Below are 21,334 nucleotides of genomic sequence, written 5' to 3'. Positions count from 1 at the left end.
AACTTCAGTCCGTCCGAGTGAGCCGCCCATTTTAGAGCAGTTCCGATCACTGTCAACACCCTGTGAGCGGAAATTTTTTCGTCCCGCCGTTCCGTCCGGTCGCCGCGCTTGCGGCTTCGTTTCGTCACGTGGGTCACACAGTATGCGGAAGTCCCCGCAGCCTGTAAACCCTGTGTGATTGTCGAATCGGCAAACGATTCAGCGTTCACACCGCCCCTTCGACGCACCCACGTCGCCTTGCAGCGATGCGGCGGCGACGCGCTTGGCCCCTTGCGGGGTTCGGCGCGCGGCCGGGTCTTCGGGGAGCCTTGCAGTTCGTTGCCGGTGACCCGGCGTCCCCTGCGAGGAGGCGCGCATCTTGTCGTTGCTGCCGCGGGTTGTCAACGCGATCGTGGTGCCGTTGCCGTGTCGATTCAGCAATGCTCGGCGGCCGGTCGGTTTGCTCTATCTAAGTGGCCTTCCCAGCTCAGCCCGCGATCAGACGGATCCTCGCGAAGGTGCGCTTGCCGACCGCCAGGACGCCTTCGAAGCCGGGTGCGAACAGCCGCTGCGGATCTTCGAAGACCTCGCCGTCGATCCGCACGGCGCGCTCCTTGAGCTTGCGGTTCGCTTCCGAATTGCTGGGGGTCAGACCGGCCGCGGTGAGCAGCCCGGCGATACGGATCCCCTCGGCCGGCACCAGGACGTCGGTGAGCGGCAGCTGGGACACGTCGCCCTCGCCGCGTACGGCGGCATTCCAGCCGGCCACCGCCTGCTCCGCAGCCGCGGCGTCGTGGAAGCGTGCGGCGAGTTCGCGGGCGAGGCGCATCTTGAGGTCGCGGGGATTCAGCGCGCCCGCGGCGATGTCGGCGCGCAGGCGCGCGGCCTCGGCGACGCCGATCTCGAAGCTCAGCAACTCGATCCAGCGCCACATCAGCGTGTCGTCGATCTTCATCGTCTTGGTGACGATGTCGATCGCGGGCTCGTCGATGCCGATGTAGTTGCCGAGCGACTTGCTCATCTTGTTGACGCCGTCCAGGCCCTCGAGCAGTGGCATGGTCAGCACGATCTGCGGCTTCTGGCCGAAGTGCTCCTGCAGGCCGCGGCCCATCAGCAGGTTGAACTTCTGGTCGGTGCCGCCGAGTTCGACGTCGGCCTCGAGCGCGACGGAGTCGTAGCCCTGCACGAGCGGGTACAGGAACTCGTGGATGGCGATGGACTGGTGCGCCGCATAGCGCTTGGCGAAGTCGTCGCGCTCGAGCATGCGCGCCACCGTGTGCTGGCCGGCGAGCCGGATCATGTCGGCCGCGGACATCTTTCCGAACCATTCCGAGTTGAAGCGCACCTCGGTGCGCTCGCGGTCGAGCACCTTGAACACCTGCTCGGCATAGGTCTCGGCGTTGGCCAGGACGTCTTCGCGGGTGAGCGGCTTGCGCGTGACGTTCTTGCCGGTCGGGTCGCCGATCATTCCGGTGAAGTCGCCGATCAGGAAGATCACCTGATGGCCGAGGTCCTGGAACTGCCGCATCTTGTTGAGCAGGACCGTGTGGCCGAGATGCAGGTCCGGGGCGGTCGGGTCGAAGCCGGCCTTGACGCGGAGCGGGCGGCCCGACTGCAGCCGCTGGGTGAGCTCTTCGGCCTTGAGGACCTCGTCCGCGCCGCGCGCGATGAGGTCGATGGCGTCCTGGATCGACATGTCTTGTTCTCACGAAGGGCCGCGATCTGCGACCCCGGTCCGTGAAGGACCGGTCAAAAGTTAATTCAACGTAAAACGGACGTTGACGAAAAACCTATTCACATCAATGGTTTGACGTCGCTAGCTCGCGTGTCTATTTTACGGTCGTGACGGGGCCTACACGGCCTCGGGGGAAACGAGCATGACAGACGACACCGCTTCGGTGCGCCGCGCGCGTCTCGACGCGCTTCGTGAGCAGACGTTGCACCGCCCGGTCGCCGCCCATGAGGGCACCGGCTTCAACGGACGCTGGTCGCGTCGCCAGTGGGCGCATGCCAGCCTGTTCGCGACCGCCGCGATGCTGGCCGCCGCGATCGTGCCGGGCTTCGATCGTCCGGTCGTGACCCGCGACCACCTGCCCGCGCCCCGCCATTCCATGGCGCTGGCGTTGCCCCCACTGCGTCTGGCGCAGGCGCAGGGCGACAGCTGGCAGATCGTCGAGGTCAAGCGGGGCCAGACGCTCGCCTCGATCATGAAGGACCTCGGCGTGCCCGGCGCGACGCGCGAGAAGCTGCTCGCGCAGCCCGTCGTGAAGCAGCAGCTGCTGACGTCCATGAAGCCGGGCATGCAGCTCGCGTTCGACCTGCCCGTCGGCGGCGACCTGCGCGCCTTCCGCTTCGACCAGGACGACAGCCGCCGCGTCGAGCTGACGTTCGCCGGCGGTGACGTGAAGCAGAACGTGCTGGTGAGCCCGACCGAGTCGCGCACCGTGGTGCTCAGCGGCAAGGTGGGGCGTTCGCTGTACGCGTCGGCGCGCAAGGTCGGCCTGACCAGCGCGCACGTCAACACGCTGACCGACGACATGTTCAAGTACGACATCGACTTCAACGACGATGTCGGCGCCGACGACCGCTTCAGCGTGGTCGTCGAGCAGACCTGGCGCGACGGCAAGCTCATCGCCACGGGCCCGGTCCTCGCCGCGACGTTCACCACCGGCGAGACGCTGCACTCGGCCTTCCGCTTCGACCGCAACGGCAAGCCGGAGTACTTCACGGCCGACGGTCGCTCGCTGAAGCGCTCCTTCATCCGCATGCCGATCCCGTATGCGCGCCTGACCTCGGGCTTCGGCAACCGGTTCCACCCGGTGCTCGGCCGCATGCGCATGCACAAGGGCGTCGACTACGCCGCGAGCACGGGGACGCCGATCATGGCCGCCGGCGATGCGCGCGTGGCCTTCGTCGGCTGGAAGGGCGGCTACGGCCGCGTCGTCGTGCTCGACCACGGCCGCGGCTATTCGACGCTGTACGGGCACATGTCCGCCTTCGGCAAGGCCAAGCCCGGCCAGCGCATCGCGCAGGGCACGGTGATCGGCTACGTGGGCACGTCCGGCATGTCGACCGGCCCGCACCTGCATTACGAATTCCAGGTCAACGGCGCGCAGCGCAATCCGCTGTCGATCACAATGCCGCCGCCGGAGCCGCTCAGCGGCGCCGCGCTCGCGCAGTTCCGCAGCCAGACGCGCACCGCGCTGGCGCGCATCCGCGAGGTCGAGAACATCATCTACGCCGGCGACGAGCCGGAGACGCGCGTCGCGAAGGCGCCGGCGAAGACCGAGAAGCCGGGCCGCCGGTCCTGACATGACTACGCCACAGCCGGCCGACGGACTCTTCGTCGGCCTGATCTCGGGCACGAGCGCCGACGGCATTGACGCGGCGCTCGTTCGTTTTGGAGCCGACGCTTCCGACACCGGCTGCCGGCTCGAGCACGGCGTGACCGTGCCGTGGGAGCCCGGACTGCGGTCGCGCCTGGTCGCGCTGGGCCAGGGCGGCGACGTGCGGGGGTTCGACGAGCTCGGCACGCTCGACGTGCAGGTCGGCGAAGCCTTCGCCGCCGCCACGCATGAGCTGCTGGCGATCGCGGGCCTCGCGGCGGCGGACATCGTGGCGATCGGTTCGCACGGGCAGACCGTCCGCCATCGCCCCGCCGGCGCGGCCTACGACGGCCGACATCCGTTCACCTGGCAGATCGGCGACGCGAACCTGATCGCCGAGCGCAGCGGCATCGCGACCGTGGCGGACTTCCGCCGTCGCGACGTGGCGGCCGGCGGCCAGGGCGCGCCGTTGGTGCCGGCCTTCCATGCGGCCATGCTGCATTCGGACGCGGAAGACCGCGCCGTGCTCAACCTCGGCGGCATCGCCAACTTCACTCTGCTGCCGCGTGCCGGCGCGGTGCGCGGCTTCGATACGGGCCCTGCGAATGCATTGCTGGACGCCTGGTGCCTGCGGCATCGGGGCGAGCCGTTCGATCGCGACGGCGCATTCGCGGCGAGCGGGCGCGTCGACGAAGCCCTGCTGGCGCGCCTGCTCGACGAGCCGTGGTTCGCGCAGCCGCCGCCGAAGAGCAGCGGCCGCGAGCAGTTCCATCTCGACTGGGTCGCCTCGCGCCTGCGCGGCGACGAGGCACCGGAGGACGTGCAGGCGACGTTGCTCGAGCTGAGCGCGGCGACCGTCGCCGATGCGCTGCTCGCGCACCAGCCGGCCACGCGGCGGGTGCTCACCTGCGGCGGCGGCGTGCGCAATGCGCGCCTGATCGAGCGGATCGCGGCGCGCCTGCCCCGATGCGTGGTCGAGCCGACCGACGTGCATGGCCTCGACGCGGACTTCGTCGAGGCGATGGCCTTCGCCTGGCTCGCGCGGCAGACGTTGGCGGGCCTGCCGGGGAACGTCGCCTCGGTGACCGGCGCGCGTGGGCCGCGCGTGCTGGGGACGGTTTACCCCGCCTGAGACGACGGGCCCGGGCGCACCGGGATCGGGCCCGAGACCGGATCGGTCGCGTCGTTTTCGCGGATGCGGCGCCACAGCCACGCGAGCAGCAGCAGCGTCGGGATCACGGTCAGCGCGCTCATCGCGAAGAAGGTGCTGTAGCTCGTCGCTTCCACGATGTAGCCGGACACGCCGCCTACGAATTTGCCCGGCAGGTTCGCCAGTGAGACCAGCAGCGCGAACTGCGTGGCGGTGAAGTTGCGGTCGGTCAGCGACGACATGAAGGCCACGAGCACCACGCCGGCGAAGCCCTGCGACAGGTTGTCCGCGGTGATCGCCGCATAGAACGCCCAGATCTGCGACGGGTTCTGCGCCATCAGCAGGAAGGCGAGATTCGACAGTGCGACGGCCACGGCCGCGACGAACAGCATCCGCCGGAACCCGTAGGCCGCGACGGCCACGCCGCCGAGGAACGCGCCTGCGATGCCGGTCCACACGCCGTAGAGCTTGGAAACCGTAGCGATGTCGGCCTTCGTGTAGCCCGAGTCGAGGTAGAACGGACCGGCCATGACGCCGATGACCTGGTCGGGGAACTTGTACAGACCGACGAACAGCAGCAGCGCGAGGCCCAGCAGCAGCCCGTTGGTCTGGAAGAAGCTGGTGAACGGCTGCCAGAACGCGCCGAAGAAATCGATGCGCCGCACGACCGTGACCTCCGGTGCGACGGGCTCGCGTGCGAGCAGCGTGGCGGCGATCGGCAGCAGCATCAGCGCCGCCATCGCAACGTAGGCCATCGTCCAGCTGCGGTATTCGGCGATGTAGAGCGCGCCGGCGCCGCCGAGGATGAGACCGAGCCGGTAGCCGAGCGTGTACGTCGCCGCGAGCGCCGCCTGCGCGCTCGGCGGTGCGATCTCGATGCGGTAGGCGTCGACCGCGGCATCCTGCGTCGCGCCGGCGAACGAAGCCAACAAGACCCAGGCGACGAGGCTGCCGACACCGAGCTCCGGCCGCGTGTAGGCAAGCCCCACGAGGCCGATCGCGACCACCACCTGTGCGGCGAACAGCCACGAGCGGCGGCGCCCCAGGAACGCCGTGACGGGCAGCGCGTAGCGGTCCATCAGCGGCGCCCAGACGAACTTGAGCAGGTAGAAGAAACTCGCGAGCGAGATCAGGCCGATCTCGCCGAGCTCGAGCCCGACATCGCGCAACCGCGTGCTCAGCGTCGCCGAGGCGATCAGCAGGAACGGCAGGCCGCTGCCGAAGCCGAGGAACAGCATCGTCAGCGCGGAAGGCGTGCCGAAGGCACGACGGATGCCACGCCAGCCCTTGTAGCTCACGGGGTTCGAAGCAGCATCACTCATCGGGTCCAGTCCTCGAGGTCGTAATCGACGATGTAGGGGCCGTGATCGGAGAACTTGGGTTCGCGATGCGTCTCGCAGTGGCGGATGGCGCTGCGCAGGTTGGGCGTCACGAGCTGGTAGTCGATGCGCCAGCCTACGTTCTTCGCGCGCGCCTGTCCCAGGTGGCTCCACCACGTGTATTCCGCGGCTTCATCCGGCTTCACGATCCGGAAGCTGTCCAGCCAGCCGAGGTCGCCGGCGCACGGCGAGCCGTCGCCGTGCTGGTCGGCGATCAGCGCATTGAGCCACGCGCGCTCGTGCGGCAGGCAGCCGGTCTGTTTCTGGTTGCTCGTCCAGTTCTTGATGTCGCGGCGGCTGCGCACGATGTTCCAGTCGCCGCAGACGATGTACTGCCGGCCGCTGGCGAGCCATTCGCGCAGGATCGGCGCGAACCAGTCCATCACCGAGATCTTGAAGCCCTGGCGGACGTCGCCCGTGGTGCCGGACGGCACGTAGAGCGACACCACCGACAGGTTGCCGAAGCGCGCCTCGATGTAGCGGCCCTCCTCGTCGAACTCGTTCCAGCCGAGGCCCGAACGGATCTCGTCGGCCTCGCGCCGCGAATAGATCGCGACGCCGCTGTAGCCCTTGCGCGTGCTCGCGTCGCGGAAGTACGCGTGGTAGCCCTCGGGAATCAGTTCGGGCAGGCGCAGCTGGTGTTCCTGCGCCTTCGTCTCCTGCACGCACAGCACGTCGGCGTCGCGCGCGTGGAACCAGTCAATGAAGCCCTTCTTCGCGGCGGAGCGCCAGCCGTTGGCGTTGAAGCTGATGACGCGCATGTCGTATCCGTGGAGAGCCGCCGGCCGCCGACGGCGACCGGGCGCCAAGCGTAGCGCCTGCCTGCTTTACGATGCCGGTCTCCCGTCGACGCGTTCCGACCATGGCCGACCACCGCACCCGCTTCCTCGACCTCGCGCTGCGTGCCGATGCCCTGCGCTTCGGCGAGTTCACGCTGAAATCCGGCCGCACCAGCCCGTACTTCTTCAATGCGGGGCGCTTCGACTCCGGCGCGTCGCTGGCCGGGCTTGCCGCCTGCTACGCGGACGCGGTGGACGCCGCGGGGATCGATTTCGACGTGCTGTTCGGCCCGGCCTACAAGGGCATCCCGCTCGCCACCGCGCTCGCCTGCGAGTTCGCACGCCGCGGCCGCGACCTGCCGGTGGCGTTCAACCGCAAGGAAGCCAAGGCGCATGGCGAGGGCGGGATGCTCATCGGCGCCCCGCTCGACGGGCGCCGCGTGCTGATCGTGGACGACGTGATCACCGCGGGCACCGCGATCCGCGAGGCGCTCGGCCTGATCCGCGACGCGGGCGGCGTGCCGGCGGGCATCGTGATCGCGCTCGATCGCGAGGAGGCCGTGGACCCGACGCGGTCCCGACGTTCCGCGGCACAAACGGTCGCGGACGAGCAGGGGCTGCCGGTGGTCGCGGTCGCGCGTCTGTCCGACCTGCTGGACTACACGGCCGGCGGCGCGCTGGAGGCCCAGCGTGAGCGGCTCGTCGCGTATCGTGCCGCCTACGGTTGCGGCTGACGGCCGCTGGCGCGAAAGTTGCTTGGTTCCACGTCGACCCCTTCCGTCGCACGGCCCTCCATGACCCGTCCCGCCGCCCTCGCCTTCGTCCTCCTCGGCCTCGCCGGCGCCCTGCATGCGCAGGAGGCTCCGAAGAAGAAGCTCTACTGCTGGATGGACGGGGGCCGCAAGGTCTGCGGCGACGCCCTTCCGTCGAGCGCCGTGGACGCCGCGCGCACCGAGTTCAACGCCAAGAGCGGCATGGCGACGTCGCAGCTCGGGCGCGCGCTGACGCTCGAGGAGCAGGCCGCCGCCGCCGCGCAGGCCCGCGCCGAAGCCGAGCGGGCTGCCGCCGCCGAGGCCGAGCACCGCCGCATCATGGCGATGGTCACCAGCTTCCAGACCGAGGACGACCTGCGCCGAGCCTTCGAGGCCCGCGTCTCGCTCAACCGCGACGCGATCAAGACCGCGCAGATGGGCATCGACGGGCTGCGCCAGAGTCTCGTCGCGCTGCTGCAGCGCGCGGGCGAGGTCGAACTGCGCAAGAGCCCGGTGCCGAAGAAGCTGGCCGGCGACATCCGCACGCAGCATGGCCAGCTGCTCGCGCAGCAGGGCGCCCTGGCGGGCCTGCAGCGCGAATCGCAGTCGATCCGCGCCCAGCTCGACGAAGCCGTCGAGCGCTATCGCGAGCTGAAGCCGCAGCCGGCCGTGCCGATGGCCGCCACGCAGGGCTGAGCCTTCGCGCTGGGCTGCAGTCGCGGGGACGCGTCACGCTGATCGCGGGGCCGAGCGGTAGCCCACCGCACCCGCGCGCGAGGCGGCGACGCCGGCAGAAACTCGAACGCTGCACCGCTCGCAGCACCTGCGGGACGCGCAGATCGACGTCCTACTGGGCCTTGCCGCGGCCGATCATGCGTGCAGGCCGCGGTGCCGGGTCTGCGGGAGTCGCGACGTTCAAGCCATGAAGTCGATCCGAGACCAGCGGGCCGCCTCAGGGCAGCAGCACGATTCCGAAAGGTTTGACCGCCCACGCGGTGAGCGCGAAGCAGGCCACGGTGATCGCCGCCGAGGCCGCGAGGGTCGGCCAGAATCCGATCCGCGACAGCAGCCACGGAAAGACCAGGAACATCGGCAGCGTCGGCAGCACGTACCAGAACGTGTACCAGGCGTGGTTCGCGAGCTTGGCCTGCGGCTGCTTCTCCACATGCAGCCAGACCAGCGCGAGCACCGTGACGAGCGGCAGCGCGGCGATGAAGCCGCCGAGCCGGTCGCTGCGCTTGGCCGCTTCGCTGATCGCGACGACGAGCGCCGCGGTCAGCAGGTACTTCACGGCCAGCCAGCCCATCGCGTCAGAACGGAAGCGCGAGGTCGGGCTGCAGCGCGACGATCTGCTCGCGGAACGCGTCCTGGATCCGCGTGAGCGCGGCCTGGCTGTCGGCATCGAAGCGCATCACCAGCACCGGCGTGGTGTTGGACGCCCGCACCAGTCCCCAGCCGTCCGGCCAGTCCACGCGCAGGCCATCGATCGTCGACAGGCGCGCGCCCTCGAACTTCGCTTCCGCCTGGAAGCGCTCGACGAACGCGTGCGGGTTGCCGTTCGGGGCGTCGACCTTGATCTCCGGCGTCGACACGCCGTTGGGCAGCGCGTTGAGCGTCTCGGTCGGCGTGCGCGGACTCGCGGCGAGGATCTCCATCAGGCGCGCCGCGGCGTAAACGCCGTCGTCGAAGCCGTACCAGCGCTCCTTGAAGAAGAAGTGGCCGCTCATCTCGCCGGCGAGTTCGGCATCGGTCTCGCGCATCTTCGCCTTGATCAGCGAATGGCCCGTCTTCCACATCAGCGGCGAGCCGCCGTGGCGGAGCACGTGGCCCGGCAGTCGACCGGTGCACTTCACGTCGAACAGGATCACCGCGCCGGGATTGCGCTCGAGCACGTCCGCCGCGAACAGCATCAGCAGGCGGTCGGGATAGATGTTCTCGCCGCCGCGCGTGACCACGCCCAGCCGGTCGCCGTCGCCGTCGAAGGCGATGCCGAGGTCCGCATCCATGCGCTCGACCATCTGCACGAGGTCGTTGAGGTTGTGCGGCTCGCTCGGGTCCGGATGGTGGTTCGGGAACGTGCCGTCGATCTCGCAGAACAGCGGGATCACTTCTGCGCCGATCGCCTCGAGCACGCGCGGGCCGATCTCGCCGGCCACGCCGTTGCCGGCGTCGAGCACCACCTTGAGCGGGCGGTCGATCTGGATGTCGGCGGCGATGCGCTGGACGTAGTCGTCCGCGATGTCCTGCTGTTCGATGTTGCCGGGCGTCGACGCCGTATGCAGGCGGTCCTCGGCGATGCGTGTGTACAGGTCCATGATCGAATCGCCCGACAACGTCTCGCCGCCGACCACGATCTTGAAGCCGTTGTAGTCCGGCGGATTGTGGCTGCCGGTGACCGAGACGCAGGAGCCCGCGCGCAGGTGGTAGGCGCCGAAGTAGATGACGGGCGTCGGCGCCATGCCGATGTCGATGACGTTGCGGCCGGCGCGGCGCAGGCCGGTGACCAGGCCTTCGACGAGCGCGGGCCCGGACAGTCGACCGTCGCGGCCGACCACGATGTCGCGCAGGCCCTGCTCCTGCATCACGCTGCCGATCGCCTGGCCGATCAGCTCGGCGATGCCGGCGTCCAGGCTCTGGCCGACGATGCCGCGGATGTCGTACGCGCGGAACACGCCGCGATCGAGCGCCAGCGACTGCTTCACCGCATCCGGACGCGACTCGGTCGGCAGCGGCGGCGCGGCGGGGCCGAGCACGTCGGCGAGCGTGGGGGCATCGTCGGCCTCGACGACACCACTGCTGCCGCGTCGCGCGAGCAGGCGCGGTGCGGAGGCGATCGCCGCGGCGGCGAGCAGGCTGAGCAGCGAGGCGATCGCGCATCCGATGGAACCGAGCCCGAACGGGCCGCCCGCGACGTCCGGCACCGCGGCGGCGACGCGCAGCTCGGTGCCCGGGATCTTGGCGGCCAGCGACTCGGCGCTCTCGGCGAGGGCGTTGTCGCCGCGTTCGATCAGCGTGGCGCCGCCCTGGCGTAGCGCGAGGTAGTTGTCGTCACCGACGTCGGCCGACTGCAGCGCGTCGGCGATGCGCTCGATCGGCAGGCGGACGAAGGCGACCGCGGGCGTGGTGCCGGCGGTCACCGGCGCGGCAAGGCCCACGAACGTCCCCGCGCCTTCGCGCAGGGCCCAGGCCACCGGCTTGCCGGTCGCGACGGCCGATTCGAGCGCGGCGACGTGGCCGTAGCTCGGACCCTTGGCCCCCGGCTGGCCGAGCGCCGCGTAGGCGTCGCCGAGTTCGGCGGGCCGTACCTCGCCGCCGGTGGCACCCGGCCAGCCCGCGGTGAGCTGCTCGGCAGCGCGGTCCATCAGGCCGCGCGCCAGCGCGTCGCGCACGCCCGGGCTTTCGAGCTGTGCGGCGAAGCGCTTCTGCGCGGCGGCGACGGCCGAGCCGACCGAGTCGGCGACGCGGTCGCGCTCGGACTGCACCGTGCTGCGCCGGGCCTCGTCGCGGTACTGCGCCCAGGCATTCCAGCCGAACCAGCCCGCGAGCAGCAGCGCGAGGCCGGCGCCCAGCGGGATCAGCGGCTTTAGTCGGTCGGCATGGGCTTGCGGCATTGCGGTCACTCCGGGTTGTCAGCGCACGCCGGTGTGGCCGAAGCCACCTTCGCCGCGTTCACTGGATTCGAATTCGTCCACCACCGAGAAACGCGCCCGCACGATCGGCAGCACGACGAGCTGGGCGATGCGATCGCCCGGCTCGATCGTAAAAGCCGCGTCGCCGCGGTTCCAGACGCTGACCATCAGGGGCCCCTGGTAGTCCGCGTCGATCAGGCCGGTGCCGTTGCCGAGCACGATGCCGTGTTTATGCCCCAGCCCGGATCGCGGCAGGATGACGGCGCACAGCGTGGGGTCGCCGATGTGGATCGACAGCCCGGTCGGCACGAGGTGCGTTTCGCGCGGCGCGATGGCGAGCGGTGCGTCGAGCGCGGCGCGCAGGTCGACGCCGGCGCTCGCCGGCGTCGCGTATTCGGGCAGCGGCCAGCCCGCGCCGTAGCGCACATCGAGCAGTCGCACCTGGATCACGCGGTCGCTCATGCGAGCCGGGCCTCCACCAGGTCGAGCAGGCCGCAGGCGATGTCGCACTTCGCGCCGGGGCCGAGCGTGGTCGCGCCCGTCGCGTCGTAGACCACCAGCGTGTTCTCGTCGCTCTCGAAGCCGCTGCCTTCCACGCCGACGCGGTTGGCCGCGATCAGGTCGAGCTTCTTCGCGACCAGCTTGCCGCGCGCATAGGTCTCGACGTCGTGCGTCTCGGCGGCGAAGCCGACCACGAGGCGCGGGCGACGTTCGTGCGCGGCGACCTCGGCGAGGATGTCGCGCGTGCGCACCAGCTGCAGGGTCACGCCGTCCTGCCCGGGCTGCTTCTTGAGCTTGCTGGGCGAGATGGCGACGGGCGTGTAGTCGGCCACCGCGGCGGCGCCGATGTAGACGTCGCAGGGCAGCGCCGCGATCACCGCATCGTGCATCTGCGCCGCGCTGCGCACGTCGACGCGGCGCAGCCCATGTGGCGTCGCGAGCGTGACCGGGCCGGCGACGAGCAGCACGTCGGCCCCGCGCGCGGCCGCCGCGGCGGCCACGGCGAAACCCATCTTCCCGCTGCTGCGGTTGCCGAGGAACCGCACCGGATCGAGATCCTCGAAGGTCGGGCCCGCGCTGACCACGACGCGTCGCCCGGCGAGCGCGCTCATGCGGCGTCTCCGGCCAGTGCGCGCACGATCTCCATCGGCTCGGCCATGCGGCCCTCGCCGATCTCGCCGCAGGCCTGGTCGCCGGCGGCCGGGCCGATCACGAGCACGCCACGCATGCGCAGCGTCGCCACGTTCGCCTGCGTGGCCGGGTGGGCCCACATCACGCGGTTCATCGCCGGCGCCACCGCGATCGGCGCCTCGGTGGCGAGGCAGAGCGTGCTGACAAGGTCGTCGGCGAAGCCGTGCGCGAGCTTCGCAAGGGTGTTCGCCGTCGCCGGCGCCACGACGACGACCGTCGCCCAGCGCGCGAGCTCGATGTGGCCCATCGCGGCTTCGGCGTGCTCGTCCCACAGCGACGTGCGCACGGGTTCGCCCGACAGCGCCTGGAACGTCGCGGCGCCGACGAAGCGCTGCGCGTTGTCGGTCATCGCCACGCGCACGACCGCGCCGGCATCGCGCAGGCGACGCACGAGGTCGGCGGCCTTGTAGGCGGCGATGCCGCCGCTCACGCAGAGCAGGATGCGGTGGCCCGAAAGCGCGGTCACGGGGCGGAAAAATCCGACGGGGAATGCGGTCGACAGCTTACCCGAACGGCCGCCGTCGCCCGACGGCCGCGGCCGCGCCGACCGCGTTCAATGGCGGTCGACGGAACGACATCGTCCACGGAAGGACACCATGCACATCCGCGACTGGCCCGCCGACGAACGCCCGCGCGAGAAGCTGCTCGCCCGCGGCGCCGGCGCGCTCTCCGACGCCGAACTCGTCGCACTGTTCCTGGGCTCCGGCCTGCGCGGGCAGGACGCCGTGGCCACGGCGCGCACGCTGCTGGCCGACCACGGGCCGCTGCGACGCCTGCTCGAGCACGGGCCCACCGGGCTCGCGAAGCTGCGCGGCGTGGGCCCGGCGCGCGCCTGCGCGCTGGCCGCGGCGCTGGAGATCGGGCATCGCGTGCTCGCCGCCGACCTCGAGCGCGGCGAGGCGCTGAAGGACCCGCCCACCGCCGGTCGCCTGTTCGCCGGGCGCCTGCGTCCGCACGACCACGAGGTGTTCGCGGCGATGTTCCTCGACACGCGGCACCGGATGCTCGCCTTCGAGGAGATGTTCCACGGCACGCTGGACGGCGCCGAGGTGCATCCGCGCGACGTCGTCCGCCGCGCGCTCGCGCACAACGCGGCGGCGGTGATCGTCGGCCACAACCACCCGAGCGGGAATGCCGAGCCCAGCGCCGCCGACCGCTCGGTGACGGCGCGGCTCAAGCAGGCACTCGCGCTGGTGGACGTCCGACTTTTGGACCATTTCGTGGTCGGTGACGGGCCGCCGGTGTCGATGGCGGCGCGGGGCTGGGTGTGATGGGTGGCTGGCCGCGCCCGGTTCCCGTTCCTTGGCCGGGCGCGGCCGGTGCACCGTTATGGCTCTGGAGGGGCGGTGGCCCGTCGCCGAAGGGCGAGCCAGCGGGTTGGCGAGCCGTTCGCTGCAGTCGCGACAGGTCGTCACTCGCGGCGCGGACGTGGATCGCGGCGCCGTACAATGCCGCCCCGTCCCGCAGTCCCGGACCGCCCGTGAAATCCACCCTCCGCGCCCTGGTCGAGCAGGCCATCGATGCCCTGCGCGCCGCCGGCACGCTCCCGGCCGATGCCGCCACGCCCGATTTCGTCATCGAGCGGCCGAAGAACCGTGCGCAGGGCGATTTCTCGACCAATGCGGCGATGCTGCTGGCCAAGCCGGCGAAGTCGAACCCGCGCGCGATCGCGCAGGCCCTCGTCGACGCGCTGCCGCCGAACGGCGAGATCGCCTCGGTCGAGATCGCCGGCCCGGGCTTCATCAACTTCCGCGTCGCCGAAAGCGCCTGGCGCGCGAACGTGCGCGACATCGTGGCGCTGCGCGAGCGCTACGGCCGCAACGACGGCGGCGCCGGCCGCCGCGCGGGCGTCGAATACGTGTCGGCGAACCCGACCGGCCCGCTGCACGTCGGCCACGGCCGCGCGGCGGTGATCGGCGACTGCATCGCGCGCGTGCTCGAGGCCAACGGCTGGGCCGTGGCGCGCGAGTTCTACTACAACGACGCGGGCGTGCAGATCCAGAACCTCGCCATCAGCGTCCAGGCGCGTGCCCAGGGCCGCGGCCCGGACGACGCCGGCTGGCCGGAGGACGGCTACCGCGGCGACTACATCAAGGACGTGGCCGCCGCCTACCTGCGCGGCGACAGCGTCGAGGTGGAAGGCCACACCGTCGTCGGCGCGAAGGATCCGGGCGATCTCGACGCGATCCGCGCGTTCGCCGTCGCCTACCTGCGTCGCGAGCAGAACCTCGACCTCGAGGCCTACGGCGTGAAGTTCGACGTCTACTTCCTCGAAAGCTCGCTCTACACCGACGGCAAGGTGGAGGAAACCGTGCGCGAACTCATCGCGCACGGGCACACGTACGAGGATGGAGGCGCGCTGTGGCTGCGCACCACCGACTTCGGCGACGACAAGGACCGCGTGATGCGCAAGTCCGACGGCACGTACACCTACTTCGTGCCGGACGTCGCGTATCACCTGAGCAAGTGGCAGCGCGGCTACGAACGCGCGATCACCGAGCTCGGCGCGGACCACCACGGCTCGCTGGCACGCGTGAAAGCCGGCCTGCAGGCGCTCGACACCGGCATTCCGCGCGGCTGGCCGGAATACGTGCTGCACCAGATGGTCACGGTGATGCGCGGCGGCGAGGAAGTGAAGCTGTCCAAGCGCGCCGGCAGCTACCTCACGCTGCGCGACCTGATCGACGAAGTCGGCAGCGACGCCGTGCGCTGGTTCCTGATCGCGCGCAAGCCGGACTCGCAGCTCACGTTCGACATCGACCTCGCGCGCAGCCAGTCGATGGACAATCCGGTGTACTACGTGCAGGTCAGCCACGCGCGCATGTGCGGGCTGATGCGCCAGCTGAAGGAGCGCGGCCTGTCGTTCGACCTCGACGACGGCCTCGCCCGTCCGTTCGAGCTCGACGAGGCGACGCACGAGCTCGTTGCGATGCTCTCGCGCTACGCCGAGGTCGTCGAGACCGCCGGCCGCGACCTCGAACCGCACCAGCTCGCCGCCTACCTGCTCGAACTCGCGCAGGCGTTCCAGTCGTACTACAACGACCACCAGTTCCTGGTCGACGACGCGACGGTGCGCAATGCGCGCCTCGCGCTCGCTTCAGCAACCCGTCAGGTCATTTCCAATGGACTGGGCCTGCTGGGCGTCTCCGCCCCCGAGGTGATGTAAGTGGCAGCAAAGCGCGGCAAGACCCAGGCGCGTCGCTCCGGCGGCGGTGGTGGCGGTAAATCCGGCGGCCTGCCGGGCTGGGCCTGGCTGGCGGTCGGCGTCGCGCTGACGCTGGTCGTCGTGCTCGCGGCGCCGCGGCTCATGGGCCCGAAGAAGGACGGCTTCTTCCGGCCGACGCCGAACCCGGACGCGCAGCCGCAGGCCGCGAGCGAGGAGGCGGTGGTCGACGAGGATGTCGTCGCCGATCGCCCGGCCACGCCGAAGCCGGCGGCCGACGACGCGTCGCGCAAGCAGGGCTTCGACTTCTACACGCTGCTGCCCGGCAAGGAAGTGCCGATGAGCGATGCCGAGCTCGCCGCGAGCGAGCAGGCCGAGAAGGCGCGCGAACAGGCGCCGAAGCCGGCCGAGGCCACGCCCACGAGCGCTACTGCGACCGCGTCCGATGCGCGTCCGCTGCCGGCCCCGGTCGACGAAGCCGCGCCGCGCCCGGCGACGACGGAGGCGACCCCGGCCGCGCGGCCGTCCACCCCCGCCGCGACGGCGACGACTGCCGCATCGACGGCGCCGGCCGCGACGCCCGCCGCCAGCGACACGCCCTACATCCTGCAGGCCGGTGCCTTCCAGGCCTCGGGGCAGGCCGAGGAGCTCAAGGCGAAGATCGCGCTGCTCGGGCTGGGCGCGCGCGTGGAGTCGGCCAAGATCGGCGGTCGCACTGTCTTCCGCGTGCGCATGGGGCCGTACGGCACCGCGGGCGAACTCGCCGAGGCCAAGCGCAAGCTCGCCAGCGGCGGGCTGTCGGCGATGGCGGTCCGCACACAGTAACCGACGGCGCGGCACCGGCGGCCGCTAGACTCGCGGCAGCCCTCCGGAGTCCGCGCATGCATCCGACCCGTCGCCTCGCCGCCTGCACCCTCGCCGCGCTCGTGCTGCTCGCGCTCGGCGGCCTCGGCCTGCTGATGCGGGGCAACGCGGTGGGATGGATGTCGCCGCTCGGGCTCGTCTCGCCCTGGGACCTGGTGGCCACCGCGATCGCGATGGTCGCGGGCGGCGTCGTGGCGCGCCGGGACTTCGTGGTGCCGGCGGTGCTGATCGTGCTGGTGGTCGGCATCGCGGGCGCGGTCGGGGCCTATGTCGCCGCCCCGCCGCGAGTCAGCGGCGTCGGCCGCTGGCTGCTGCACAACACCCTGCTGCAACTCGCGCTGTCGATGCTGGTCGCCGGCGTCGCCGCGCGCGCCGGCGAGCGGCTCGCCGCCCGCCACGCGGCGTGAGCCTCAGCGCGCGCGCTTGAGCGTGATCAGCGAGGACGTGTCGGACTCGCCGAGGCCGCGCTCGGTCACCAGTTCGGAATAATCGGCGAGCGCCTGGTCGATCACCGCGGTGCGGATGCCGGCTTGCTGCGCCATGCCCTGCACGATGCGCAGGTCCTTCAGCATGTGCGCGTTCTTGAAGCCGGGCGCGAACTCCTCGCGCAGCATCGTCGCGCCGCGCTTGTCGAGGAACCAGTTCGCGGCGGCGCCGGCCATCAGCGTGGGCAGCAGGCGCTCGGCGTCGAGGCCGAGTTTCTCGCCGAGCGCGAGGCCTTCGCAGACGGCTTCGTTGATGCCGGCGACGAGCACCTGGTTGACGGCTTTCGTCGCCTGCCCGGCGCCGTTGCCGCCCATGTGCGAAATGCGCGCGGCATAGCACTCCAGTACGGCGCGGACCTTCTCGATCACCGCTTCGTCGCCGCCCGCCATCACCGAAAGGCGACCGTTGCGCGCACCTTCGACGCCGCCGGAGACCGGCGCGTCCAGGAAGCCGATGCCGTGCTCGGCGCACATCGCCGCGGCCCGTCGCGCGGTGTCGACCGACACCGTCGAATGGTCGATGACCACGGTGCCCGGGCGCAGCACGTCGGCAAGGCCGGCGACGTTCTCGAGCACGTCCGCGTCGAGCGGCACGCACAGCGCGACCACGTCGCAGTCGGCGAAGTTCTGCGCCGAGCGCGCGGCGCGCACGCCGAGTTCGGCCGCGAGCGCGTCCGCCTTGTCCTGCGTGCGCGTGCCGACGACGTTGAGCAGGCCGCGCGCATGCACGTGGCGCGCCATCGGTGCGCCCATCGCGCCGAGGCCGATGAATCCGGTTTTCATGTTGCGTCCCCCGCGCCGTCAGTCGAACGGCGCGTCATCGAGATAGGTATAGCCGGTGAGACCCGCTTCGAGGGCCTCGTTGAGCCGCTGCGCTTCGTCGGCGGCGAGCCCGGCGGCCACGACCTTGTCGCGGTAGGCCTGCCGGAGCCGGGCGATATCGTACCCGACGTAGTCCAGCATCACGTCGATCGTGTCGCCGCGGCGCTGCTGCACGAACTCGAAGCCCTGCTCATCCACCTGAACGGCCACCGCGTCGGTGTCGCCGAACAGGTTGTGGATGTCGCCCAGGATCTCCTGGTAGGCGCCGACGAGGAAGAAGCCGATCCGGTAGACCTCGCCGCGGCGGGGCGCGTGCACCGGCATCGAGGTCGACAGCGTCTCGTTCTCGACGTAGGTATCGATCCGGCCGTCGGAATCGCAGGTGAGGTCGGCGATCACGCCGCGGCGCGTCGGCGCCTCGTTGAGGCGCTCGACCGGCACGATCGGGAACACCTGCTGGATCGCCCAGACGTCGGGCATCGACTCGAACACGCTGAAGTTGACGAAGTACTTGTCGACCAGCCGCTCGTTGAGCTCGTCGAGCACCTCGCGCTGCGTCTTCTCCAGCGGATTCAGGCGGGCGCGGACGCCGTGCAGGATCGCGTAGTAGAGATCGTCGATGCGCGCGCGGTGCACGAGGTCGAGCTGGCCGACCGCGTACGCGTCGAGCCCTTCGGCGTGGTAGTGCGTGGCCTCGTGGAACAGCTCGACCGCCGGGCGCGTCTGCAGCTCGGCATGCACGCTGCGCAGGTGGCGGATCACCAGCGGCTCGTCGTCGTGCGCGTCCGGCACGCGGCCTTCGGGCGCGCGCTCGACCTCGCTGACGTTGGTGACCAGCACCGCATGGTGCGCGGTCATCGCACGGCCGCATTCGGTGACGATGCGCGGCGGCGCGAGGCCGTTCTGCTCGCAGGCATCGGCGAGCGGCTGAACGATGTTGAGCGCGTACTGGCGCACGCCGTAGTTGATCGAGTAGTAGCTGCGCGAGCGGGTGCCTTCGTAGTCGACGCCGAGGCCGCCGCCGACGTCCATCCAGCGCACGTTCGCGCCGAGCTTGGACAGCTCGATGAAGTACCGCACCGCCTCGCGCATGCCGTTGGCGATGTCGCGGACGTTGCTGATCTGCGAGCCCATGTGGAAATGCAGCAGGCCGAGGCAGTCGCCCATGCCGGCATCGCGCAGGCGCTTCCAGAGGTCGAGCACCTGGCGCGGCGAGAGGCCGAACTTGGCCTTGTCGCCGCCGCTGTTCTGCCACTTGCCGGCGCCGAGCGACGCGAGCCGCATGCGCACGCCGAGCCCGGGCTTCACGCCGAGCGCCTGGGCTTCCTCGATGACGAGCTGCAGCTCGGACGGCTTCTCGACCACGATGAAGGTCTCGAGCCCGAGCTTGCGGCCGATCAGCGCGAGGCGGATGTACTCGCGGTCCTTGTAGCCGTTGCAGACGATCAGCCCACCGGGGCGCGAGAGCGCCATGACCGCCATCAGCTCGGGCTTGCTGCCGGCCTCGAGGCCGAACCCGTCGCCCATGTTCGAGGCGAGGGTGCCGGCGACGGATTCGTGCTGGTTGACCTTGATCGGATAGACCGCGGTGTAGCCACCGCCGTAGCCGGTCTCGCCGATCGCCCAGGCGAACGCCTCCTGCAGCTTGCGCAGGCGGTCGGACAGGATCTGCGGGAAGCGCACCAGCAGCGGCAGCTGCGCGCCGCCCTCGAGCGCACGGTCGACCGCCTCGGCCAGCGCGATCGACGGGCCGCCGCTGCCCTGCGGATGCACGCTCACCCGACCCTGCGCATCGACGTCGAAGTAACCCTCCGACCAGTGCGGGATCGAGTACGTGGTGCGGGCGCGGTCGAGCGACCAGTCGGACATGGGACGATCCCGGCGAGGAAGGCGCGCATTCTAGGGCCACCGGCGTGACCGGCCGCCGACCCCGACGGGCGGCGGCCTTCAGTCCGGCCGGCGCCAGCCGATGACGGACGGGCCGGCGACCGCCTCGTCCTGCCGAACTCCGCCACGGACGCCCGTGACCCGACCTTCCGCCATCGCCCTCGTGCTGCCCGCGTTGCTCGCCCTGGCGATGTCGGCGTGGGCCGTGCCGTCGGCCGCCGGCTTCGATCGGCTGCTCGCGCAGCTCGACGATGGCGACGTCGGCGTGGACGACGAGGCGCAGTCGCGCGCGGCACTCGCACAGCTGCGCGAACGGCTGCCGGCCGGCGACGCCGGGCGTGCCCGGCTGTACCGGAGCGCGGAATGCGCGCTCGCCTACCGGCACGATTCGCGGCGCGCCGTCGAGGTGGCGCGTCGCGGGATCGGCGAATCGCGGCGCGCGCGGGACAGCGCGGCGGAGTCGCGGTTCGAGGTCTGCAGCGGCCTCGCCTACGAGACGTTCGACACGCGCGCCGCGCTGGCGGCCTACGACCGCGCGCTCGTCGCCGCACGGCGGGCCGAGCAGCGCGCGCTGGTCGGGGACGCGCTGGTGCTGCGCGGCGGGATCTTCTCGCTGCAGGGGCAGCAGGCCGCGGCACTCCGGGACTTCCTCGCCGCGCAGGCGACCTACGACCGCGCCGGCCTGGCACGGCGCTCGGAAGCCAACCTGCTCAACGTCGGCATGGCCTACCGGCGCATGGGGCTGTACGCGCAGGCGCTCGCCCACCTGCGCGAGTCGGAGGCCTGGGCGCGGCGGCTCGGCCGGTATCCGGACGCCTACAGCGCGCTCATGCAGCAGGGGTATGCGCACGAGGAGCACGGCGACGGGGCCGAGGCGGTACGTGTCTTCGAGCGCGCGCTGGCCCTGGCGGCGCAGGGCGACGGCATCGATCGCGGTTACGCGCATCTCGGCCTCGCCCATGCGTGGATCGCGGCGGGCGATGCGGCGCAGGCGCGCCTGCATGTCGCGCAGGCACGCCGCGAACTCGCGCTCGACCGCACCGCCGACAACGAGCCGATGCTCGACCAGGCCGACGGCCTCGCGCTCGCGATGCAGGGGCGCCATGCCGAGGCGCTCGACGCCTTCGACCGCGCCGAGCCGCTGGTGCGCCGGCAGGGCAACCTCCGCTACCTCGCCGACCTGCACCGGGCCCGTGCGCGCAGCGAGGAGGCGATCGGCCGCCCGGCCGCCGCGCTGCTCGACCTGCGCGCGTTCGATGCGCTCGCCACGCGCCTGCGCGAGGACGCCGACGACCAGCGCGTGAGCCTGTGGCGCATGCGCTTCGACGCCGACCGCCGCGCGCTCGAGCGCGCCCGGCTCGAGCACGCCCGGCTGCTGCGCGAGCGCGAGATCCGCGGCCTCGAGCGCGAACGCGGCTGGCGGCTGTTCGCGCTGCTGCTGGGCGCGGTGGTCGCGGGCCTCCTCGCCGCGCTCGCCCTGCAGCAGGCGCGCGAGGGCCGTCGCCTGCACCGGCTGGCCCTCACCGACCCGCTGACCGCGCTGGCCAATCGTCGCGCGATCCTGCGAAGGGCGCAGGACGCCTTCCGCGAGGCGCGGCGCCACGGACGGCCGCTGGCGGTGGTCGCCCTCGACCTCGACCACTTCAAGCGCGTCAACGACGCCCATGGCCATGCAGCGGGCGACGCCGCCCTCGCCTCGGCCGCGCGCGCGTTCGCCGCGGTGCTGCGCCCGGGCGACCGGCTGGGGCGCATCGGTGGCGAGGAGTTCCTCGCGGTGCTGCCGGACACCTCCGCCGCCGAGGCCGCCGCCATCGCCGAGCGCCTGCGCGCGGCCCTGGCCGGCATGGAGCCCGCCGCCGCCGGGCTCGCCGTGCGCACCAGTGCGGGCGTGGCCGCGATCCAGCCGGTCGACCGCCGCCTGCAGGACC

17 protein-coding genes and 1 pseudogene are annotated in these 21,334 nt (G+C 71.4%); 9 read left to right on the top strand and 9 right to left on the bottom strand.

What is annotated here, in order from left to right; translation table 11 throughout:
* Window positions 1-466: 466 nt before the first annotated feature.
* A complete protein-coding gene (tyrS, locus tag ACY35P_RS11750; protein WP_462116022.1) occupies window positions 467-1,675 on the bottom strand; it encodes a tyrosine--tRNA ligase in 1,209 nt (402 codons plus the stop codon).
* Between the two features lie 181 nt (window positions 1,676-1,856).
* Between tyrS and ACY35P_RS11745 the strand changes: the two genes are divergently transcribed.
* Window positions 1,857-3,290 (top strand): M23 family metallopeptidase, encoded by a 1,434-nt coding sequence (locus tag ACY35P_RS11745; RefSeq protein ID WP_462116021.1) that lies wholly within the window; start codon window positions 1,857-1,859, stop codon window positions 3,288-3,290.
* Window position 3,291: 1 nt separating this feature from the next.
* On the top strand, window positions 3,292-4,437 hold the full coding sequence (locus ACY35P_RS11740) for an anhydro-N-acetylmuramic acid kinase (protein WP_462116020.1): 1,146 nt from the start codon (window positions 3,292-3,294) through the stop codon (window positions 4,435-4,437).
* On the opposite strand, the gene ACY35P_RS11735 is transcribed toward ACY35P_RS11740, so the two are convergent.
* Window positions 4,425-5,777 carry an AmpG family muropeptide MFS transporter gene (locus tag ACY35P_RS11735; RefSeq protein WP_462116019.1) on the bottom strand — a complete coding sequence of 451 codons (1,353 nt, stop codon included), beginning with the start codon at window positions 5,775-5,777 and terminating at the stop codon, window positions 4,425-4,427. The two genes, ACY35P_RS11740 and ACY35P_RS11735, sit on opposite strands and share 13 nt — an antisense overlap.
* Window positions 5,774-6,595 carry an exodeoxyribonuclease III gene (locus ACY35P_RS11730; RefSeq protein WP_462116018.1) on the bottom strand — a complete coding sequence of 274 codons (822 nt, stop codon included), beginning with the start codon at window positions 6,593-6,595 and terminating at the stop codon, window positions 5,774-5,776. The genes ACY35P_RS11735 and ACY35P_RS11730 overlap by 4 nt, the downstream gene beginning before the upstream one ends.
* Before the next feature lie 101 nt (window positions 6,596-6,696).
* On the opposite strand from ACY35P_RS11730, the gene pyrE reads away from it, so the two are divergent.
* A complete protein-coding gene (pyrE, locus tag ACY35P_RS11725; protein ID WP_462116017.1) occupies window positions 6,697-7,347 on the top strand; it encodes an orotate phosphoribosyltransferase in 651 nt (216 codons plus the stop codon).
* 60 nt (window positions 7,348-7,407) lie between these two features.
* A complete protein-coding gene (locus tag ACY35P_RS11720; protein WP_462116016.1) occupies window positions 7,408-8,061 on the top strand; it encodes a hypothetical protein in 654 nt (217 codons plus the stop codon).
* A gap of 256 nt (window positions 8,062-8,317) precedes the next feature.
* On the opposite strand, the gene ACY35P_RS11715 is transcribed toward ACY35P_RS11720, so the two are convergent.
* The 4 genes and pseudogenes from ACY35P_RS11715 to coaBC all read right to left on the bottom strand — a co-directional run bounded on the left by ACY35P_RS11715 (window position 8,318) and on the right by coaBC (window position 12,651).
* Window positions 8,318-8,671 carry a DUF3147 family protein gene (locus tag ACY35P_RS11715; protein ID WP_462116015.1) on the bottom strand — a complete coding sequence of 118 codons (354 nt, stop codon included), beginning with the start codon at window positions 8,669-8,671 and terminating at the stop codon, window positions 8,318-8,320.
* Window positions 8,672-8,675: 4 nt separating this feature from the next.
* Entirely contained in the window at window positions 8,676-10,976 is a 2,301-nt protein-coding gene (locus ACY35P_RS11710; protein WP_462116014.1) for a phosphomannomutase/phosphoglucomutase, read from the bottom strand.
* 18 nt (window positions 10,977-10,994) lie between these two features.
* Window positions 10,995-11,456, bottom strand: coding sequence for a dUTP diphosphatase (gene dut, locus ACY35P_RS11705; protein WP_462116013.1), 462 nt, complete (start codon window positions 11,454-11,456; stop codon window positions 10,995-10,997).
* A pseudogene (coaBC, locus tag ACY35P_RS11700) lies at window positions 11,453-12,651 on the bottom strand (bifunctional phosphopantothenoylcysteine decarboxylase/phosphopantothenate--cysteine ligase CoaBC). Before coaBC ends, dut begins: the two are co-directional and overlap by 4 nt.
* 130 nt (window positions 12,652-12,781) lie before the next feature.
* Here coaBC and radC point away from each other — a divergent pair.
* The 4 genes from radC to ACY35P_RS11680 all read left to right on the top strand — a co-directional run bounded on the left by radC (window position 12,782) and on the right by ACY35P_RS11680 (window position 16,619).
* Entirely contained in the window at window positions 12,782-13,456 is a 675-nt protein-coding gene (gene radC, locus ACY35P_RS11695; RefSeq protein WP_462116012.1) for a RadC family protein, read from the top strand.
* A gap of 209 nt (window positions 13,457-13,665) precedes the next feature.
* Window positions 13,666-15,351 (top strand): arginine--tRNA ligase, encoded by a 1,686-nt coding sequence (argS, locus tag ACY35P_RS11690; RefSeq protein WP_462116011.1) that lies wholly within the window; start codon window positions 13,666-13,668, stop codon window positions 15,349-15,351.
* Window positions 15,352-16,173, top strand: a complete 822-nt coding sequence (locus ACY35P_RS11685) for an SPOR domain-containing protein (RefSeq protein ID WP_462116010.1) — start codon at window positions 15,352-15,354, stop codon at window positions 16,171-16,173. It begins immediately after the preceding gene.
* A gap of 56 nt (window positions 16,174-16,229) precedes the next feature.
* The gene (locus ACY35P_RS11680) at window positions 16,230-16,619 is read left to right on the top strand and encodes a hypothetical protein (RefSeq protein WP_462116009.1); all 390 of its coding nucleotides are present in this window, start codon (window positions 16,230-16,232) and stop codon (window positions 16,617-16,619) included.
* A 3-nt stretch (window positions 16,620-16,622) separates the two neighbouring features.
* Here ACY35P_RS11680 and ACY35P_RS11675 read toward each other — a convergent pair whose 3' ends face one another.
* Both ACY35P_RS11675 and speA read right to left on the bottom strand, forming a co-directional pair.
* A complete protein-coding gene (locus ACY35P_RS11675) occupies window positions 16,623-17,480 on the bottom strand; it encodes an NAD(P)-dependent oxidoreductase (protein WP_462116008.1) in 858 nt (285 codons plus the stop codon).
* Between the two features lie 18 nt (window positions 17,481-17,498).
* Entirely contained in the window at window positions 17,499-19,388 is a 1,890-nt protein-coding gene (speA, locus tag ACY35P_RS11670) for an arginine decarboxylase (RefSeq protein WP_462116007.1), read from the bottom strand.
* Window positions 19,389-19,542: 154 nt separating this feature from the next.
* Between speA and ACY35P_RS11665 the strand changes: the two genes are divergently transcribed.
* Window positions 19,543-21,334, top strand: a 1,792-nt coding sequence (locus ACY35P_RS11665; protein WP_462116006.1) for a diguanylate cyclase, incomplete at its 3' end; no start/stop codon positions are given.

It is taken from the genome of Lysobacter xanthus, assembly GCF_047159895.1.
The sequence above is the reverse complement of the archived record's forward strand: the minus strand, read 5'-3'. Positions and strand labels throughout refer to the sequence as shown.

Excerpts from the sequence above, each read along its gene's own strand:
- ACY35P_RS11710 (WP_462116014.1), bottom strand. The coding sequence starts at position 10,976 with ATGCCGCAAGCCCATGCCGACCGACTAAAGCCGCTGATCCCGCTGGGC.
- ACY35P_RS11745 (WP_462116021.1), top strand. The coding sequence starts at position 1,857 with ATGACAGACGACACCGCTTCGGTGCGCCGCGCGCGTCTCGACGCGCTT.
- speA (WP_462116007.1), bottom strand. The coding sequence starts at position 19,388 with ATGTCCGACTGGTCGCTCGACCGCGCCCGCACCACGTACTCGATCCCG.
- ACY35P_RS11740 (WP_462116020.1), top strand. The coding sequence starts at position 3,292 with ATGACTACGCCACAGCCGGCCGACGGACTCTTCGTCGGCCTGATCTCG.
- ACY35P_RS11680 (WP_462116009.1), top strand. The coding sequence starts at position 16,230 with ATGCATCCGACCCGTCGCCTCGCCGCCTGCACCCTCGCCGCGCTCGTG.
- ACY35P_RS11720 (WP_462116016.1), top strand. The coding sequence starts at position 7,408 with ATGACCCGTCCCGCCGCCCTCGCCTTCGTCCTCCTCGGCCTCGCCGGC.
- pyrE (WP_462116017.1), top strand. The coding sequence starts at position 6,697 with ATGGCCGACCACCGCACCCGCTTCCTCGACCTCGCGCTGCGTGCCGAT.
- ACY35P_RS11735 (WP_462116019.1), bottom strand. The coding sequence starts at position 5,777 with ATGAGTGATGCTGCTTCGAACCCCGTGAGCTACAAGGGCTGGCGTGGC.
- ACY35P_RS11715 (WP_462116015.1), bottom strand. The coding sequence starts at position 8,671 with ATGGGCTGGCTGGCCGTGAAGTACCTGCTGACCGCGGCGCTCGTCGTC.
- radC (WP_462116012.1), top strand. The coding sequence starts at position 12,782 with ATGCACATCCGCGACTGGCCCGCCGACGAACGCCCGCGCGAGAAGCTG.
- ACY35P_RS11675 (WP_462116008.1), bottom strand. The coding sequence starts at position 17,480 with ATGAAAACCGGATTCATCGGCCTCGGCGCGATGGGCGCACCGATGGCG.
- tyrS (WP_462116022.1), bottom strand. The coding sequence starts at position 1,675 with ATGTCGATCCAGGACGCCATCGACCTCATCGCGCGCGGCGCGGACGAG.
- ACY35P_RS11730 (WP_462116018.1), bottom strand. The coding sequence starts at position 6,595 with ATGCGCGTCATCAGCTTCAACGCCAACGGCTGGCGCTCCGCCGCGAAG.
- dut (WP_462116013.1), bottom strand. The coding sequence starts at position 11,456 with ATGAGCGACCGCGTGATCCAGGTGCGACTGCTCGATGTGCGCTACGGC.